The organism is Bartonella sp. CB10SXKL, assembly GCF_042195515.1.
Classification (GTDB): Bacteria; Pseudomonadota; Alphaproteobacteria; order Rhizobiales; family Rhizobiaceae; genus Bartonella.
The window spans coordinates 20092-38846 of record NZ_JBHION010000008.1 but is presented as its reverse complement, the minus strand read 5'-3'; the positions used below and the strand labels follow the sequence as shown (position 1 = coordinate 38846).

At 36.9% G+C, this 18755-nt stretch carries 11 protein-coding genes; 6 read left to right on the top strand and 5 right to left on the bottom strand.

Annotated features, from left to right (window positions below):
* Nucleotides 1-67 precede the first annotated feature (67 nt).
* Nucleotides 68-400, top strand: a complete 333-nt coding sequence (gene grxD, locus ACFIK3_RS05460; RefSeq protein WP_273791184.1) for a Grx4 family monothiol glutaredoxin — start codon at nucleotides 68-70, stop codon at nucleotides 398-400.
* A gap of 71 nt (nucleotides 401-471) precedes the next feature.
* Nucleotides 472-1728 carry a multidrug effflux MFS transporter gene (locus tag ACFIK3_RS05455; protein ID WP_375631256.1) on the top strand — a complete coding sequence of 419 codons (1257 nt, stop codon included), beginning with the start codon at nucleotides 472-474 and terminating at the stop codon, nucleotides 1726-1728.
* A gap of 467 nt (nucleotides 1729-2195) precedes the next feature.
* Here ACFIK3_RS05455 and parC read toward each other — a convergent pair whose 3' ends face one another.
* Both parC and aspS read right to left on the bottom strand, forming a co-directional pair.
* On the bottom strand, nucleotides 2196-4445 hold the full coding sequence (gene parC, locus ACFIK3_RS05450; RefSeq protein WP_273791186.1) for a DNA topoisomerase IV subunit A: 2250 nt from the start codon (nucleotides 4443-4445) through the stop codon (nucleotides 2196-2198).
* Nucleotides 4446-5218: 773 nt separating this feature from the next.
* Nucleotides 5219-7012 (bottom strand): aspartate--tRNA ligase, encoded by a 1794-nt coding sequence (aspS, locus tag ACFIK3_RS05445; RefSeq protein ID WP_375637467.1) that lies wholly within the window; start codon nucleotides 7010-7012, stop codon nucleotides 5219-5221.
* A 132-nt stretch (nucleotides 7013-7144) separates the two neighbouring features.
* Here aspS and rnd point away from each other — a divergent pair, with 132 nt between their 5' ends.
* The gene (gene rnd, locus ACFIK3_RS05440; protein WP_375676358.1) at nucleotides 7145-8299 is read left to right on the top strand and encodes a ribonuclease D; all 1155 of its coding nucleotides are present in this window, start codon (nucleotides 7145-7147) and stop codon (nucleotides 8297-8299) included.
* Between the two features lie 649 nt (nucleotides 8300-8948).
* Nucleotides 8949-9134: a helix-turn-helix transcriptional regulator gene (locus ACFIK3_RS05435; RefSeq protein WP_375676369.1), complete on the top strand. Its 186-nt coding sequence runs from the start codon at nucleotides 8949-8951 to the stop codon at nucleotides 9132-9134.
* Between the two features lie 270 nt (nucleotides 9135-9404).
* On the opposite strand, the gene ppx is transcribed toward ACFIK3_RS05435, so the two are convergent.
* Nucleotides 9405-10922, bottom strand: a complete 1518-nt coding sequence (ppx, locus tag ACFIK3_RS05430; protein ID WP_273791189.1) for an exopolyphosphatase — start codon at nucleotides 10920-10922, stop codon at nucleotides 9405-9407.
* A 6-nt stretch (nucleotides 10923-10928) separates the two neighbouring features.
* Complete coding sequence (locus ACFIK3_RS05425) at nucleotides 10929-13109, bottom strand: RNA degradosome polyphosphate kinase (protein WP_375631254.1); 2181 nt, start codon at nucleotides 13107-13109, stop codon at nucleotides 10929-10931.
* Nucleotides 13110-13434: 325 nt separating this feature from the next.
* Between ACFIK3_RS05425 and ACFIK3_RS05420 the strand changes: the two genes are divergently transcribed.
* Both ACFIK3_RS05420 and ACFIK3_RS05415 read left to right on the top strand, forming a co-directional pair.
* On the top strand, nucleotides 13435-13683 hold the full coding sequence (locus ACFIK3_RS05420; protein ID WP_273791191.1) for a zinc-finger domain-containing protein: 249 nt from the start codon (nucleotides 13435-13437) through the stop codon (nucleotides 13681-13683).
* 52 nt (nucleotides 13684-13735) lie between these two features.
* Nucleotides 13736-14983 (top strand): FAD-binding protein, encoded by a 1248-nt coding sequence (locus tag ACFIK3_RS05415; protein ID WP_273791192.1) that lies wholly within the window; start codon nucleotides 13736-13738, stop codon nucleotides 14981-14983.
* Between the two features lie 193 nt (nucleotides 14984-15176).
* Here ACFIK3_RS05415 and dnaE read toward each other — a convergent pair whose 3' ends face one another.
* Nucleotides 15177-18644, bottom strand: coding sequence for a DNA polymerase III subunit alpha (dnaE, locus tag ACFIK3_RS05410; RefSeq protein WP_375667829.1), 3468 nt, complete (start codon nucleotides 18642-18644; stop codon nucleotides 15177-15179).
* Between the last annotated feature and the right edge of the window lie 111 nt (nucleotides 18645-18755).

The following is an 18755-nucleotide window of genomic DNA, read 5'->3' as shown; positions in this document are numbered from 1 at the left end:
ATACGATTAAAAGCAGTATGGATATAAATTACACACTGATAAAAATCTGAAATATCGAGGGATAAAAATGACCACTGTTCATGATTTTATTGACAACGAAATTAAAACAAACGACGTCATTTTATTCATGAAAGGAACACCTGACGCTCCGCAATGCGGGTTTTCAGGACAAGTTGTTCAAATCCTTGATTATTTAGGATTGAATTATAAAGGGATTAATATCTTAACTTCTAACGAATTGCGTCAAGGGATTAAAGATTACTCAAATTGGCCAACAATTCCACAGCTTTATATCAAAGGTGAATTTATCGGAGGCTGTGATATTGTTAAAGAGATGTTTCAAAACAATGAGTTACAGGAACTTTTGAACGAAAAAAATATTCCCTGTAATCAATCATAGGTATCTTTCATTTTATTCAGACTCTTAAAAAGAGCTGTTTTCAGACGAAATTTTTATTTCAAGGATGCCATATGTCATATTCAGTCGATGAACAAACGCATAGAGATGCGATTAGAAACAAAATTGGCTATAAAGAATTTGTTATTCTTATTGCTTCGCTTATGGCTATTAACGCTATAGCTGTTGATATTATGCTGCCAGCTATGCCCAATATTTTAGACGGCTTAAATGTTCTCAATGAAAATGATCAACATTATATCATTTCGAGTTATCTTATTAGCTATGGCATTGCTCAAATATTTTTCGGTCCAATAAGCGATAGGTATGGACGACGTAAACTTATTCTTCTCGGGCTTGCTTTTTATTCATTTACGGCGATTGGCTGTGCCTTTGTAACTGATTTTTCTCTCTTGCTTATTTTACGTATCTTGCAAGGTATTGGAGGGGCTGCTATGCGGGTTCTTACAGTTTCCGTCGTACGTGATCTTTACAGTGGTCGAAAAATGGCAGAAGTTATGTCTATTGTTATGATGGTTTTTCTTGTTGCACCAATGGTTGGTCCCGCAACAGGACAGCTCATTTTACTGCTCGGACATTGGCAATATATTTTTATTTTCATGGCAATGATTGGTTTAGGACTGATGATTTGGATTCAACTGCGCTTGCCTGAAACTCTTTATACGCAACGCTCTCTTTCCTTTTTTTCAGTTAAACACAACTTATGGATTGTAATAACCAATCGCACAACACTTTGCTATACACTTGCAACTTCCATTATTTTAGGCTGTATCTTTACCGCCGTTAATACATCACAACAAACATATGAAGGGATCTATAATCTAGGACTTTGGTTCCCTATTGCTTTTGCAGTTGGTGCTGCATTTCAAGCTCTATCATCATTCTTTAACTCTCAACTCGTTGGACGCCTTGGAATGCGGCGTATTGCTCATACTATGCTTTTGCTCTTTTGTGCCGCTTCATGCATTTGGTTTATTGGGTCCATCTTAGCAGGTGGTGTTATCCCTTTTCCTTTTTATATGACGTTATATTGTATATTAATGTTTACCTGCGGTGGTATTATGGCCAATTTCAATACACTCGCTCTTGAACCTGTAGGAGAAATAGCTGGAACAGCTTCTTCTGTATCCGGCTTTCTTCAAACATCTATCGGTGCAGGACTTAGCTTTTTTATTGCCCAACAATTTGATGAAACAACCATCCCAAACTCAGCAGGATTTTTCTTTCTGAGTCTCACTGCCATACTTCTCGTCTTATGGGCTGAACGTGGTCATCTTTTTAGACAATATCATAGTAATCCTAACGAATAAATATTACTATGAAAGATTAATAACATCTCTCTTGAACAATAAGAAGATAAACCTATCAGACAAAATAAAACATCTCCAAATAGAACACTCTTGTGTTAACATTCACATTGTTTGTTTAAAGGTACAGCTCTCGAAATATCAAATCATTTCACGACAGCACCCATAAATGGTATAATGTAAAAAAACAAACATACCTATTGTTGCAACAACTCTTGTATGTGAAACGGTTTATTAAAAAATATTTTTATTCTTTTCTTCAATAGTTTTTATGAAGACGGGCTGATCTCTCATCTCATGATAGGCAAACAAACAGTTTTGATTGATTTAACCTGAACAAGATCGAAATAAGAGAAAAACTTACGCTTTAGGTCTTTCTTTCAATATAAAAAATAATAAATTATCCTTATAAATTAATATCTTAAACAATCATAAAACTATAGGGAATTTTCCCCATTTATAAAATACATTTAATTAATAAATTTTCCTGATTTTGGAAATCCTTTTGGAACCAAACGCCCAACTCCCGCACGCGTTCCCATCCATTCAAAGAGATCGTCCGCCTGACGGTTAAAGATTCGTTCAGCTGTATCTTGCCAACTTAAGCCTTCTGATAAATTAAAAGTCTTGGCATCAACAACACCACCTTCTTTATAACGCTGTAAACGAACACCTTTACCGCGATTCATTTCTGGTATTTGTTCAATAGAAAAAATAAGCATTTTACGGTTTTCACCGACTACAGCCACATGATCACCATTTACCGGAACACAAAGCTTTACCTTATCAGGAGCTTTCACATTCATCACTTGCTTTCCTTTTCGTGTATTGGCGATCACTTCTGCAGAAGAAACAATAAAACCATTACCGTGAGATGAAACCAAGAGCAATTTTTCCTCGGCGCGATGCACAAAAGCTGTGAGAACATCGTGCTCATCATCCATATCAACTAAAAGACGAATAGGTTCACCATGTCCCCGCCCTCCAGGTAAACTATTTGCACCAATAGCAAAAAACTTTCCACCCGTACTGATCAGCACAATCTTGTCGGTTGTAAATGCCGGAAATGCTAACTTTAAACTGTCTCCTTCTTTAAAAGAAAGCGCTTTATAATCGGTCAAATGTCCCTTCAAAGCGCGCATCCACCCCTTTTCAGAAATAACAATAGTAATCGGTTCTTTTTCGATCATTGCTTGTTGAATATCATCAAGATCATGTCTTGGTGCCTCTTCAAACGTCGTACGTCTTTTCCCCAAGAGTGTTTCAGGACCAAAAGTGTTTCGAACTTTTTTGATTTCTTCTGAAATTATTTTCCACTGTTTTATAGGAGAAGCTAACAAATTCTGTAGTTTTTCTTTTTCAGCTTTCAAACTTTCAAATTCTTTACGAATTTCAAATTCCTCAAGTTTACGCAAAGAACGCAAGCGCATATTAAGAATAGCTTCAGCTTGATTTTCTGTTAATTCAAACCGATTAATCAGCTTCTTTTTCGGTTCATCCTCTTCACGAATAATCTGAATGACCTCATCGAGATTTAAATAGGCAATAAGATATCCATGAAGAATTTCCAATCGGCTATCAATTTGATCAAGCCGATAATGAGAGCGACGAATAAGCACTTCTTGACGATGTTCAAGCCATTGCTGCAAACTTTCTCGTAAAGAAAGAACATTGGGTATTTTTCCCAAAGACAAAACATTCAGATTGAGGGGAAATCTTACTTCAAAGTCAGTCAATTTAAAAAGAGACTCCATAAGGAGCTCCGGATCAACCGACCGATTTTTAGGAACCAGCACGATTCTAATATCTTCTGCTGATTCATCTTGGATATCCTCAAGCATTGGCAATCGGCGTGCAAGCAATAACTCTGCTGTTTTTTCAATAAGACGTGACTTTTGAATCTGATAGGGAATTTCAGTCACAACAATCACATAAGAACCACGGCTACCAGGTTCCTGATGCCAACGTGAACGCAAGCGAAAGAATCCACGCCCAACACGATAGGATTCCTCAATACTTTTTTTAGGTTCAACTAAAATTCCCCCCGTCGGAAAATCAGGACCAAGAACGAATTGATTTAATGCCTCATCATTTACATCGGGATGCGCAATCAAATGGAGTGCTGCATCACAAAGCTCAGCAACATTATGGGGTGGAATAGATGTTGCCATACCAACAGCAATACCAGAAGAACCATTTGCTAAAAGATTAGGGAAAGCTCCTGGTAAAACAACCGGCTCTTCATCTTCCTCATTATAGGTTAAACGAAAATCAATAGCATTCTCATTAATTCCTTCAAGTAACAATGCAGCCACTTCAGTCATACGTGCTTCCGTATAACGCATGGCAGCAGCATTATCACCATCAATATTACCAAAATTGCCTTGCCCATCAACCAACGGATAACGAACAGCAAAACTTTGAGCCAAGCGCACCAAGGCATCATAAATAGACGCATCCCCATGAGGATGAAATTTTCCCATGACATCACCAACAATCCGCGCACATTTCGCATAAGACTGTCCAGGATTTAGTTTGAGAAGACGCATCGCATGAACAATCCGCCGGTGGACCGGCTTCAATCCATCACGTACATCAGGCAATGCACGGTGTGTAATCGTAGAAAGTGCATAAGCCAAATAACGTTCCTGTAAAGCAGAGCGTAATTCTATTGGTTCAATATGTTCTTTATCAAAAGGTAAATTCATTTTATCAGACATAGTATTAAAACAACAATTCCCACAATAATAAGAAATTATCTTATAGGATTTATTTAGTGAAATCTTCTATGAGTCGACTTTTTTATTAAAAGTCAATTACATAAAAACAAACGCTGCAATTAGAACATGAACAGAAAATTATATCAATTTGAAAAATTTATACATGTCCGTCCCCCTTGTCCTAAGTAATTTATTGAAAGCTTTGTCAAATCCGACGATAATTTAACTGCCTACAAAGAGTTATTTCATCCTTTCTGGAATGACAAAAGCACCTTTCAAACATCATCTTTTATTATAAAGATAAATTGTATAACAATCCCCTTCAGTTTTTCTATGAAAAACTAAAAAATATTCAAAACTTATGAAATTTAAACTTTTTAGAGTAAGTCCATAGAATGGAAAATCACATTATTTTCATAAAAACGAAGAGACACAATTCTCTGCTACAACGTTGTAAAAACTTCAATAAAAAATAAATAATATATTAACACATAAAGATAATTCATTTTTTTCAACTAAAATGAGACTCCCGAATATTATAGAGTTCTTTCATTTCTAATTTATTCATGATCAAGCAATCATAATCATTTCCTCACCTATCACAAGTGGAAGAGCCACTATAGAAACAAGGAATAAAAATGCCTCGTAAAGAATCAACACAATAGCGTTTTTACCTATCTAAATTTCACAAACAGCCACACACACCGATGGCTCTTGAAAGGCATCAAAACTTCACTCTACGTAGAAAAGATGAAAACAATCCATTATCAACTTTATGAGCTATTTTTGTGAGTAGGAGCCATGCGGATTCCTAAATCACGTAATTGTGTAGGAGAAACATCAGACGGAGCACTCATCAAAAGATCAAGCGCCTGTTGATTCATAGGAAATAAAGCAACTTCACGCAAATTTTTAACACCTTGCAACAGCATAATGATGCGGTCAATTCCCGCAGCCATACCACCATGTGGTGGAGCCCCATAATGGAATGCACGATAAAGACCACCGAAACGATCTTTCACAACTTCCTTAGAAAGTCCTACAAGTTCAAAAACTTTAAGCATCATTTCTGGTAAGTGATTACGAATTCCACCTGATGCAATTTCATAACCATTGCAAACAAGATCATATTGAAAAGCTTTAATAGTAAGAGGATCTTGACAGGCAAGGGCATTTTCTCCCCCTTGAGGCATGGAAAAAGGATTATGTGCAAAATCAATCTTTTTTTCATCTTCATTCCATTCAAAAAATGGAAAATCAACAATCCACGCCAAAGAGAAACTATCTCTATCAAGAAGATCTAATTCTTCCCCTACCCTTGTGCGTGCTGCTCCGGCAAAAGATGAAAACTTTTTTGGATCGCCAGCTACAAAAAAACAGGCATCCCCACTTTCAAGCCCAAGCTGTATACGGATTGCTTCAGTCCTCTGTTCACCAATATTTTTGGCGATAGGCCCTGCTCCTTCAAATTTTCCTTCTTCTTCACGCCAAAAAATATAACCGAGCCCTGGTTGCCCCTCACCTTGTGCCCATACATTCATACGATCACAAAAAGCACGACTTCCACCCGTTTTAGCTGGAATAGCCCACACTTGAGCATTCTCATCATTCGCTAAAATTTGAGCAAAGACTTTGAAACCAGAGTTATAAAAATGCTGAGAAACATCTTCCATAATGATCGGATTCCGGAGATCAGGCTGATCAGAACCATATTTTTGCATTGCTTCATCATAGGAAATGCGAGGAAAGCTTTGTGTCACAGTCTTTCCATCTGCAAATTCTTCAAAAATAGAACGCATAATAGGTTCCATAGTTGCTAAAACATCTTCTTGCTCAACAAAACTCATTTCAACATCTAATTGATAAAATTCACCAGGAAGACGGTCGGCCCTTGGATCTTCATCTCTAAAACATGGAGCAATCTGAAAATAACGATCAAAACCTGACATCATCAACAATTGTTTATATTGCTGTGGCGCTTGCGGTAACGCATAAAATTTTCCCTGATGAACACGACTTGGAACCAAAAAATCACGCGCTCCTTCCGGCGATGAAGCTGTCAAAAGTGGCGTCGTAAATTCCGTAAAACCATTATTTTGCATAGCCCGTCTCATAGCCGCAATAATTTCAGTCCGACGCATGATATTTTTGTGCATAGTCTCCCGACGCAAATCAAGAAAACGATATTTTAATCGAATATCTTCTGGATAATCAGGCTCACCAAAAACCGGTAAAGGAAGCTCATCAGATTTTGAAAGAATTTCTACCTCTTGTGCAAAAATTTCAATCTCACCTGTTGGAAGCGTTGCATTAATAACCTCATCAGAACGAGCACACACCTCCCCATCCACACGAATAACCCATTCAGAACGCACTTTTTCAATAACTTTAAAAGCTGGTGAAGCAGGATCAGCAACAATTTGTGTGATTCCAAAATGATCACGTAAATCCACAAAAAGAATCCCTCCATGATCACGAACACGATGAACCCACCCCGAAAGACGAACTTGTGTTCCTACATCACATCTACGAAGAGCCGCACAATGATGACTGCGATAACGGTGCATGTTTTTTACCTTTGATTATAATATTCACATGCGCTACAAACGCTTTTTAATAACCATTTGTCAAGATATGAGAATAAAAACTCAAAAATAAAGTCAATAAAGCACAAATTTAATTTATCGAATTATAATAAAATGATGAATCTTATTACACAAACAACAGATCTTGAAATTGCACTTAACGCTCTACGTACCTCTGATTTTGTAACAGTCGATACTGAGTTTATCCGCGAAACAACTTTTTGGCCTCAACTGTGTTTAATCCAGCTCGCATCACCAGATGTCACAGTTTTGATTGATCCCATAGCACCAAATATTGATTTACAACCTTTTTTTGACCTTATGATCGATAAAAAAGTTGTAAAAGTTTTTCATGCTGCGCGCCAAGATATTGAAACAATTTATCATCTTGGAGGTGTTATTCCTTCCCCTCTCTTTGATACGCAAATAGCAGGATCAATTTGTGGATTTGGTGATTCTATCTCCTATGATCAAATTGTACAACGCTGCACGGGGCATCATCTTGATAAATCCTCCCGCTTTACAGACTGGAGTTACCGCCCTTTGTCTGAAAAACAACTGCTCTATGCACTTGCCGATGTAACTTACTTAAGAGATGTTTACCTGTTATTGAAAAAAAGGTTAGAAAAAAATCAACGTGCTCACTGGATGGACGATGAAATAACAATCCTTTTAAATCCTAAAACCTATGATATGCCAGAAGATGAAGCATGGAAAAAAGTGAAAGGAAAAATTAAAAAGCCACGTGAACTTGCTGTATTACAAAAGATAGCAGCTTGGCGGGAACGTGAAGCACGAAAATACAATATGCCACGTCGTCATATCATAAAAGATGAATGTCTTATAGAAATAGCAACCCAACAACCAAAAGATGAATCTGCATTAAAGCGGTTGCGCAGTCTTAATAAGAACTGGGATAAACTCTCAATTTCTCAATCATTAATCAAAGCTGTCCACGAAGGGTTAGAGGTGGATCTTTCTACTTTACCCCCCATTCCTAAACATAATCCACTCAATGATACGACGGCCGCTGTTATCGATCTACTTAAAGTGTTATTAAAAATTGTTGCAAATGAAAACAGCATTGCCCCTAAAATTATTGCAACATCTAATGATTTAGAAAAAATTGCCAATGGAGGAATAAAGAAAAATATTCCTGCTATGAATGGCTGGCGCTATGAAATATTTGGTCAAAAAGCCGAACAACTGCTAAAGGGCCAGATAGGATTTTACTTTAACGATGGAAAAATAAGCACAAAACAGCTTTAATTTACATTTTTATTTTAAAAATCCATTATGATACATATAATCTACATCAATTGGTATGCCCTATAGGCCAACGCAAATAGGATAAATAAAACCTACTTCTGACAAAGTTAAAAACTTAAATAGTAAACTCTTATTAAAAATGACAGATAAATCTTTATTAGATCAATCAAATAGCAATCTTATTAAGAAAATCTAAAAAAACAGACAGCTCCTCATTTAAAAGTTTTAAAAAGAAAAAGCTCTGATAATAAAAGCGTATTCATTACAAAAATAGTAGCCTAGCAATCGGAACAAACAAAGATATAATGCCTCACGTCACCATATCGTATTAAAAAAAACTACCGAGATTGCAATCTAACAATCAAAAACGATCCAGCATAACAACTAAAATACCTAACAAAGGCAATATATTTATTTATAAAGATAATCTAGCGTTATTTATATTAAATTAGCCCCCCGAATATCGTAAGTTTCTCTTATTCCATCTCAATAAGACTCATAAAGTTTTACATAAGAAACTATATGATAAAGCGCTGTTTTTTTTATAGATTAAACACCTTTCAAAGGATTCAAAAAATCATGGTTAATAAATAGTTATGATTTATTTCTATTTTTTATAGTGAAAGGATTTTATAATGACTGAAATGATATTCTTTTGCCAGACCGTGAAAGTGCAAAACTGTTTCATATGAGTATTTCAACATTCCGCCGTCATGTAACCAATGGATCTCTTCCAAAACCTTTAAAGTTTGGTTTTTTATCGCGTTGGTTACAATCGAATCTTATCAAGATAATCGAGCAAGCTAAACAGAAACGTTATAACAACGCAGCATAAAAGAAAATCTTTTCACGTAAAAATGGACAAGGCTTTTCATTTTCACATGAAGCTTATGAAGTGAAAAATCCATCCTGTGACGCAAATAACAGAATAAAAAATTATGTTTTCTTTTATGAACGCTCAGGGCATTACAAATGCCTTGCATGGAGTCTGGCTTGGGCGTTATGGAACAAGTCCTATTGTCCAGCTCGTGATATAGATTGCCTAGTTTATCCCTTGTCAATGGCCCTATTATAAGACATAAAACACGAATAAATTAGAAAAAAATCAAAAAATTTCAAAAGCGAGAGGTTGTTTTATTATTTTTGATAACTTCTGTAATCGTCCAAGAGGACGTTCTCCTAATAACCCAGCGTAATTCTTTGGGATCTGCAGGATAATATGATCTGCTTTTTTATGCCACAATAAATGAGGTAAAATTCCTGCAACAGAAGCACTAAAAAGATGAGCAATACGCATAGTTTCGCCAAGAATACGTGCTTTTTCAATTATATTTTGAGTTGCTAATTGAAAAATGGGAAGAGATTCTTTATCAACCAATAAACTCGTATTGCGAAAAAAAACAGCAAGCGCTGCATAAAGGCGCCCTTCATGAGAAATTCCTGGATAAGATCCTAAAGCTATTTGATTTGCTGCTTCATTGCCTCGATAATCTGGATGTATACGCCAACCAATATCTGCAAGAAGACAAGCGGCTTGACGATAACGGCATTCATTTTCGGTTTCTGAAATTCCAAAAACTTCAAAAGCATTCGTCGTAAAATCAATGAGTTCTTCTGCTTGTTTTGGTGAACGTGCCCGTAAAATAGCCATTTCTGTGCATGCTGCAATGAGAGGATCTGAAAGCCGAATCGCCTGCGGCAAACGTGAATAAAGAAAACCTTCACGAACGCCAGCACCAGAAAAGATTATCTTTTCAAACTCCATACACTGAATGAGTTCAATAAGAACTATTGCCCCATAAGATAAAAGTTTTCGACGATTCTGAGAAACCGCTGCAATCCCTCTCATATTATCAATATTGCCACGTGCTACAAGACGTAAAAAGTTCTCCATTTCAACGGCATCAACTTCATAGCCATGCATAACAGGGAGCCGATAGTGTTTCATTGCCATATGGAGTTTTGCCAAATTACGCCATGTCCCCCCTACTGCATAAAAATAACGTGCTATACCTTTACGAGTACGAACAACAGACGATTTATAAAATTGCTCATGTACAATTTTTGTAGCTACAGCACTATCATTATTTGACATATACTGTAGCCTTAAACCACCCAATGGAAGAGTTATCCCTTCACCAACATCAGAATGATCAATATCAATCAGCTCAAGACTTCCACCACCAAGATCCCCAGAAATACCTTTTGGTTGATAAAAAGTAGACACAACTCCATATGCTGAATACATAGCTTCTTCACTTCCTGAAAGAAGATATATTTTATTTTGCAAAATATCTTCAGCATGCTGAATAAATGCTACGCCATTCTGTGCATCTCGTGCTGCTGCTGTTGCTAAAGTATAGACCTCATCTGCCCCAATCTGTCGACAAAGCGTACGAAACCGTTTCAGTGTTTGCAACGCCATTTTCATCGATTTTTCTTCTAAAAATCCCGTTTTTGCCACACCATGACCGAGACCACAAAGAATCTTTTCATTAAACAAAACTGTTGGTGATCGAACAAGCCCCTCATAAATAACCAACCGAACAGAATTTGAGCCAATGTCAATAACAGCAACAGGCTTACACCCTTTTAACCGACCTTGAGCATCTCTATATGTCATTGGATTTCAGTCTTTATGTATTTCAGCTTGTTGCCGATGCAACGCAACCAAGCGCGAAACAGAAGACTCAAAAGACTCATTTTCCCCCGCAAAACTTGTATTGGCCATAAAATACTCCTGCGCATTAAATAGACTTTCACCTATCTGCGGTGTAATACGTTTTGATGTTCCATCCTTAAGTATATCAAAGCTTTGTTGATTATCAATGATATTAGCTAACATAATCTGTAAAAGAATTTTTTGACGGACTATTTTATTAAAAACTGGAACCAATATTTCAATACGATAGTCCAGATTACGAGGCATCATATCAGCAGAGCCTAAGTAAACGATTGCATTTTCATTAGGCAAATCTTGACCATTCCCAAAACAAAAAATGCGACTATGTTCAAGAAAACGCCCGACAATTGATTTTACACGAATATTATCCGAAATTCCTAGAATACCAGGACGTAAACAACATATCCCCCGCACAACCAAATCAATTTGCACCCCTGCTTGACTAGCACGATATAAAGCATCAATAATTTCAGGATCTACCAATGCATTAACTTTCATCCAAATAGCAGCAAACCTTCCCTGTTGTGCGTAAACAATTTCTTCCTCAATATGCTCTAAGATACGACCACGCAATGTTAAGGGTGAAAAAGCAATCTTCATTGTTTCATTTGGACGCTCATATTGCGCAATATAATTGAACAATAACGCAACATCATGAGCGATATCATCATCTGTGGAAAAAAAAGAAAGATCGGTATAAGTTTTAGCGTTAATGGGATGATAATTTCCTGTCCCAAGATGAACATAAGAGCAAAGACGTTTTCCCTCACGTCTCACAACCAATGACATCTTAGCATGCGTTTTTAATGCAATAAAACCAAAAATAACTTGAACCCCAGCACATTCAAGATCTCGGGCCCAACGAATATTTGCTTCCTCATCAAAACGTGCTTTAAGTTCTACCAAAGCAGTCACAGACTTTCCCTGTTCAGCTGCTTCAATCAAAGCGCCAACAATTGGACTATCATTTGATGTACGATAAAGTGTTTGTTTGATTTCCACAACATCAGGATCGCAAGCAGCTTGACGTAAAAATTGGACAACAACATCAAATGTCTCATAGGGGTGATGAATCACAATATCATTTTCACGAATAGCCGCAAAACAATCCCCTTTATGTTTACGAATACATTCTGGAACACGAGAAATATAAGGAATAAATTTGAGATCATCACGAGGAATAGAAACAATTTCTGATACCGTATTAAGCGCTAAAAATCCATCAAGAACATTAATACAATTATCAGGAACAGCGAGACTATTCGCTATAAATTGACGTAAACTCTCTGGCATTTTTGCGTCAAACTCAACTCGAATAACCTGCCCACGGCGCCGCCTTTTAAGAGCAATTTCAAAAAAGTGAACAAGATCCTCAGCTTCTTCTTCTACTTCAATATCGCTATCTCGGATTACTCTAAATGTACCAATTCCTTTAACCTCATAGTTAGGAAATACATGTTTAATAAAAAGGCAAATAACATCTTCAGATGCAATAAAACGAAAATGATTGCCTTCTTGAGGAAGAAGAATAAAACGCCTTAAAAGCATTGAAATAGACAACAACACTGTGTGTGAGTTCTGATCAGTTTCTCCAGACAATTGAAGCGCAATAGAAAGCCCTAAATTAGGAATAAATGGAAAAGGATGAGTAGAATCAACAGGCAAAGGTTTTAAAACAGGAAAAATTGTCTCAAGAAAATATTTTTCAAGCCATAATTTTTCAATTTCTGAAAGATCATCAGAACAAATAATTTCAATATCATTCTTTTTTAATTCATCACGTAAAACATTCAATTCTCGTAGTTGTTGAGCCTGCAGCTTTAAAATCTCAGCTAATACAATATCAAGTTGTTCCTGTGGAGTGTGCCCATCTGCACTGCACGCTGTAACGCGAGCACGAATTTGAGCTGCTAGTCCTGCAACACGAACCATAAAAAACTCATCAAGATTTGCAGCTGAAATAGAAAGAAATTGTAGACGTTCTAATAAAGGATGTTTCGAATTAGCCGCTTCCATCAAAACACGATTATTAAATTGTAGCCATGAAAACTCTCGATTAATAAACCGTACCGGATTTTTCATTGTTATATTCGATATAGAAATTTTATTTACCACCCTCTGTTCCATATATCCTAAATAATTTTCTTTTATATTTTCTAAAATCCTTGACGAAATATCTCACATAACATTTGATAATATGTTATCATCATAATAATATATCAATGCTTAACTTCCCTCATCATTTTTCCATTTAATATTTAAAAATACTTGGAATTATTGCTATGCGCAAAGCACTAAAAGTAAGACAACTATTCTAATATAGCATAAAAGAAGAGAAATTTGTCTTAAAAAGCATCTTGCATTATTATACGCTTTATTACAAACTCACGCCTATAAAATAGAAGAGCCCAATCATAGCTGATGAGAAAATTTATTCTGGAGTTTGTATGCCATGGCTGATCACAATATTCCTCATTTCCAAAATGACCTTGGATATAAAACAATCGAAATTGGTGTGAAAGAATTTATGTGTGTAGGCGCTACACAACCATTCGATCATCCTCATATCTTTATCGACATGGGAACAGCAGATGAGAAAATTTGCCCTTACTGCTCAACCCTTTATCGTTATGTTCCCTCGCTATCATACGATCAAACAAACCCAACAGGATGCTTATATAATCCAGAAAAGCTATTATAATTGCGTTTTTTGGCTTTCTTAATAACCCCTCTTTTCATTCTGCTTGTTTAATATGAAATCATTTGTGGAACAGTCACCCATCATCGTTGGAGGAGGAATTGCTGGTTTAAGCACTGCTTTAGCACTCGCTCATAAAGGAATTGCAAGCACCATTATCGAAAAGTGTAAGCAACTTGAAACGATAGGCGCTGGTATTCAACTGACACCAAATGCAACATCTATTCTTGCTCGCTGGAAACTTCTTAACAAACTCACTGAAGTCGCGACAATCCCATATTTTCTTGAGTTAAAAGATGGATTATCTTTAAAAATACATCTACGGGCTCATCTTATTAATCTAACAGAAAAATATTGGAAAGCCCCTTATATGACGATTCACCGCGCGGCTTTACAAAAAATTTTATATAATGCAGTGATTGAAAATCCTTTGATCAAATACAAAGCAGGCGAAACGATTGTATCTTCTACCCAATCTGCAACCAACATTAAAATCACGACAATAAAAACAGATACGGCAACAGAACAGCTTCATTCAACGCCCCTCCTGATCGGATGTGATGGCGTTTGGTCAACACTACGGCAACAATCTCCTTTTCATGAAAAAGCAAATTTTAGTGGCTTTATTGCTTGGCGTGCAACAACAACATTTGATAACCTTCCTCAAAACTTTCGTTCTTCATTGCAAAATATGAAGACAATTACGGCTTGGATGGGACCAAAAAATCATCTTGTTGTCTACCCCATTCAATCATCAGAAAAAATTTTTAATTTTGTCGCCATTACGCATGGAGAAAATTCAAAAGAAGGATGGGCCCATAAAGGAAATAAAGAAAAACTCAAATCTCTTTTTAAAGATTGGAATTCAAAAATCTTACAAATTTTCGATCATATTGATGAATGGAGTTATTGGCCACTCTTTCAAATGAAACAAAATCGTTTTATCGGTTTAGAGAGACAAGTATTTGTTGGCGATTGCGCACATGCTACCTTACCTTTTGCAGCACAGGGTGCCGCTATGGCAATCGAAGATGCTGCCACATTAGCAAAAGCACTTTCATTGAAAGATTTTTCATTAACGAAAGCACTTTCGCTTTACGAAACAACACGCACACCCCGTATTGCAGCAGTAAAAAAACGCGGAGATTTCAATAGATTAGCCTATCATGCAACCGGTCCCATAGCAATTGCACGCAATCTCATGATGAAAATTCGTACACCAGAGAGCATTATGTCAGATCTCAATTGGCTTTACATGTATGATGCGATGAATTCTATAAAAAATAATGATAAAAACTTATAAAATCCTTCCGACACTTTGAATATTACGAAAGAACGAGATTTTTTTTAATTTTATGACACTAAAAAAATATCATAATTTACTCAAATAAAAGCAATATTTTTCGAAACCTACAATCCGATTTTAAAAGCTCAATTTTTAGCTCTCCTAAAAGCAAAAACACCACTCAAAATCAGCTCCCATCTTTAATCTTTCTTTAACTCAATTCTACATCAACAACACCCTGAATTAATTTCATAGCATTTGCGACATGTGAATTTACCTTATATCGCTTAGGAAGCGCAATTTCGACTTCTCGCAATCCATCCTCTTGAATTAAAATAAGCCCCACCTCTCCATTCCCCCCAAGATTTAAGTTTTGTTCAATTTGTGGAAGCATATCAACTGTTTTTATAAAGAGACGCATCATTTTATGCTGTTGTAATGATTCATTTTCCAAAGACTGAATTGTTTCAATTCGCAAACTAACTCCTTCAGAACGATTTTCTGCGCTCACCGTAATAATAAAAGATTTTCCGGGTTCTAGCATCTCTTCATAATCCGAGAGTGCCTCAGAAAAGAGAACTGCTTCATATTGTCCACTTGTATCAGAAAAATGAATAATTCCCATTTTTTTACCAGATTTTGTTTTGCGCACGTTTTTTGCCACAACAGTTCCAGCAAGCCGTGCAGCCGTTGCTCCCCCTTTAACGGCATTGGCAAAATTACCCCAAGTCTGAATGCGTTTTTTATTCAGAATAGCTTGATACTCCTCCAAAGGATGCGCAGAAAAGTAAAAACCTATAGCTTGAAATTCTCGATAAAGTTTCTCAGCCGGCAACCAAGGGGGTGTTTGCGATAAAATCAATGGTTCTTTTAATCCGCCTGCCATTCCAAATATATCAACCTGCCCGCTAGAATTGTCATCGAGAATACGAAGTGCACGCGCATGAAGGGTTCCAAGATTGGCTAATAAAACCTCACGTGCAATGTTAAAACAATCAAAAGCACCAGCACAAACTAAACTTTCCATCGCACGCTTATTAACAATACGAGGATCAACACGCGCACAAAAATCTTCCAAATCCTTAAAAATCTTATTCCCACGACAAGAAACAATATGATCTACAACAGTTTCTCCCACACCTTTAATGGCAGCAAGAGAATAATAAATACAGTTATCACCAACCTCAAAAACACGATGAGATGTTTGTATAGAAGGTGCAATAACTTCAATACCCAACCTTAATGCTTCACGCCGAAAATCATTGAGCTTATCTGTATTCGTCATATCATATGTCATTGAAGCAGCTAAAAACTCAACGGGATAGTTTGCTTTCATATAAGCCGTTTGGTAAGAAACAATTGCATAAGCAGCAGCGTGCGATTTATTAAAACCATAATCGGCAAATTTTGCTAAAAGATCAAAGATAATATCAGCTTGATCTTTATCCACGCCACCTGCAACAGCTCCATTGACAAAACGCGTACGCTGTTTTTGCATTTCAGCATGAATTTTTTTCCCCATAGCACGACGTAATAAATCAGCTTCTCCAAGCGAATAACCAGCAAGAACCTGAGCAATCTGCATCACCTGTTCTTGATAAACAATCACACCTTGTGTTTCTTTGATCAGATGATCTATTTTAGGATGAATAGAAGCAATTTCCTCTTCCCCATGTTTGCGTGCATTATAGGTTGGAATATTCTCCATTGGACCTGGACGATAAAGTGCGACCAGCGCAATAATATCTTCAATACGGTCTGGCTTCATTCCAATCAACGCCTTGCGCATACCAGAACTTTCCACCTGAAACACACCAACCGTTTCACCACGTGCCATCATAGCGTAGGTTGCTTCATCATTCAGAGGAATATTTGATAAATCTATTTTAATCCCCTTTCTGGCAACAAAATCGACTGCCATTTTCAAAACAGTAAGCGTTTTTAATCCAAGAAAATCAAATTTTACCAGCCCCGCCTGTTCCACATATTTCATGTTAAATTGTGTAACAGGCATATCAGAACGAGGATCACGATACATCGGGACAAGCTCCCAAAGTGGACGATCTCCGATAACAATCCCAGCAGCATGAGTTGAAGCATGACGATAAAGTCCCTCCAACTGAAGTGCTATATCTAATGCGCGGCCAACAACGGGATCTTTTTTCTTTTCCTCTTCAAATTTAGGTTCATCCTTAATAGCATCAGCCAATTCTACCTGACTTCCTGGCGTGGCAGGAATTAATTTTGTAAGATAATCCACCTGACGATAAGGAACTTCTAAAACACGCCCCACATCACGCAAAACTGCACGCGCCTGTAACTTACCAAAGGTAATAATTTGAGCAACTTGATCACGTCCATATTTTTTTTGAACATATTGAATAACTTCTTCGCGCCGCTCTTGACAAAAGTCGATATCAAAATCTGGCATTGAAACACGATCTGGGTTGAGAAAACGTTCAAAGAGAAGAGAAAACCGTAAGGGATCAACATCAGTAATCGTCAATGCATAAGCAACAAGTGAACCAGCACCAGAACCCCGTCCTGGTCCAACGGGAATATCATGAACCTTTGCCCATTTTATGAAATCTGAAACGATAAGAAAATATCCAGAAAATTGCATACGCGTAATAACTGAAATTTCATAATCAAGCCGCTGTTCATAATCTGCAATCGTATACCCTTCAGCCAACCCTATTGTTTCAAGCCGCATCTTCAAACCAGCTTTAGCCTGATTTAACAACTCACTATCTTCTATTTCTAAAGTAGTTTCTGAATTAGCAGATTGTTCTATAAAACGAGGCAATATCGGTTTTCGAAGAGGCGTGGCAATATGACAACGCAATGCAATTTCAACACTATTTTCCAAAGCTTCTGGAAGATCAGAAAACAGTGTAACCATTTCATCTTGTGACTTCAAATAATGATCTGGCGTCACACGTTTGCGATCTGGATTAGAGACGATTTGTCCTTCTGAAACAGCCATCAGCGCATCATGGGCTTCATATCCTTCTCTTTTCAGAAAAAAAGCTTCATTTGTTGCAACAAGAGGAATTTCATGCGCATAAGCCAATTCAATAAGATCAGCTTCTACTCTCTGATCATAAGAGCCATGCCGTTGTAACTCCACATAAAGACGATCAGCAAAAGATTTTTTCAAATAAATTAAGCGCTCAACAGCATGTTCTTTTTTCTCTTCTGCCAAAGAAAGATTAATAGGTCCTCCCTTTCCTCCCGTTAAAGCGATTATTCCTTCACTGTGTTCTGACAACCAATCAGCTTTAATATGAGGAGGATCAGTATCACATTTATCAAGATAAGCACGGCTAACAAGACGAACCAAATGAGCATAACCAGTTTTGCTAGCAGCCAAAAGAACAATAGAGCAGAAATCAGAAGAATTACGCCATTTAGCCAAACGTGAATGATCATTTTCATCACGAAAGTCAACAGTAAGCTGACAACCAATAATAGGTTGGACCCCATGAGAAAGACAATGCTGTGAAAATTCCAAAGCACCAAATAAATTATTGGTATCGGTAATAGCAACCGCTGGTGCATGATCTGAAATCGCCTGTTGAATAATTTGGGGGATTTTTAAAGCCCCCTCGAGCAAGGAATAAGCTGAATGCACTCTCAAATGAATAAAGCGAGGAAGAGAATTTTTGTTCTCTTGCATTTTATTTTTTACCACTCTCACAATTTCCCACTACAAAATAAATGCTAAACAGCACCCCTTATAAAAGAAAAAACTTCTGTTTATCATAACTTTAAAGCTATAAATTCATCA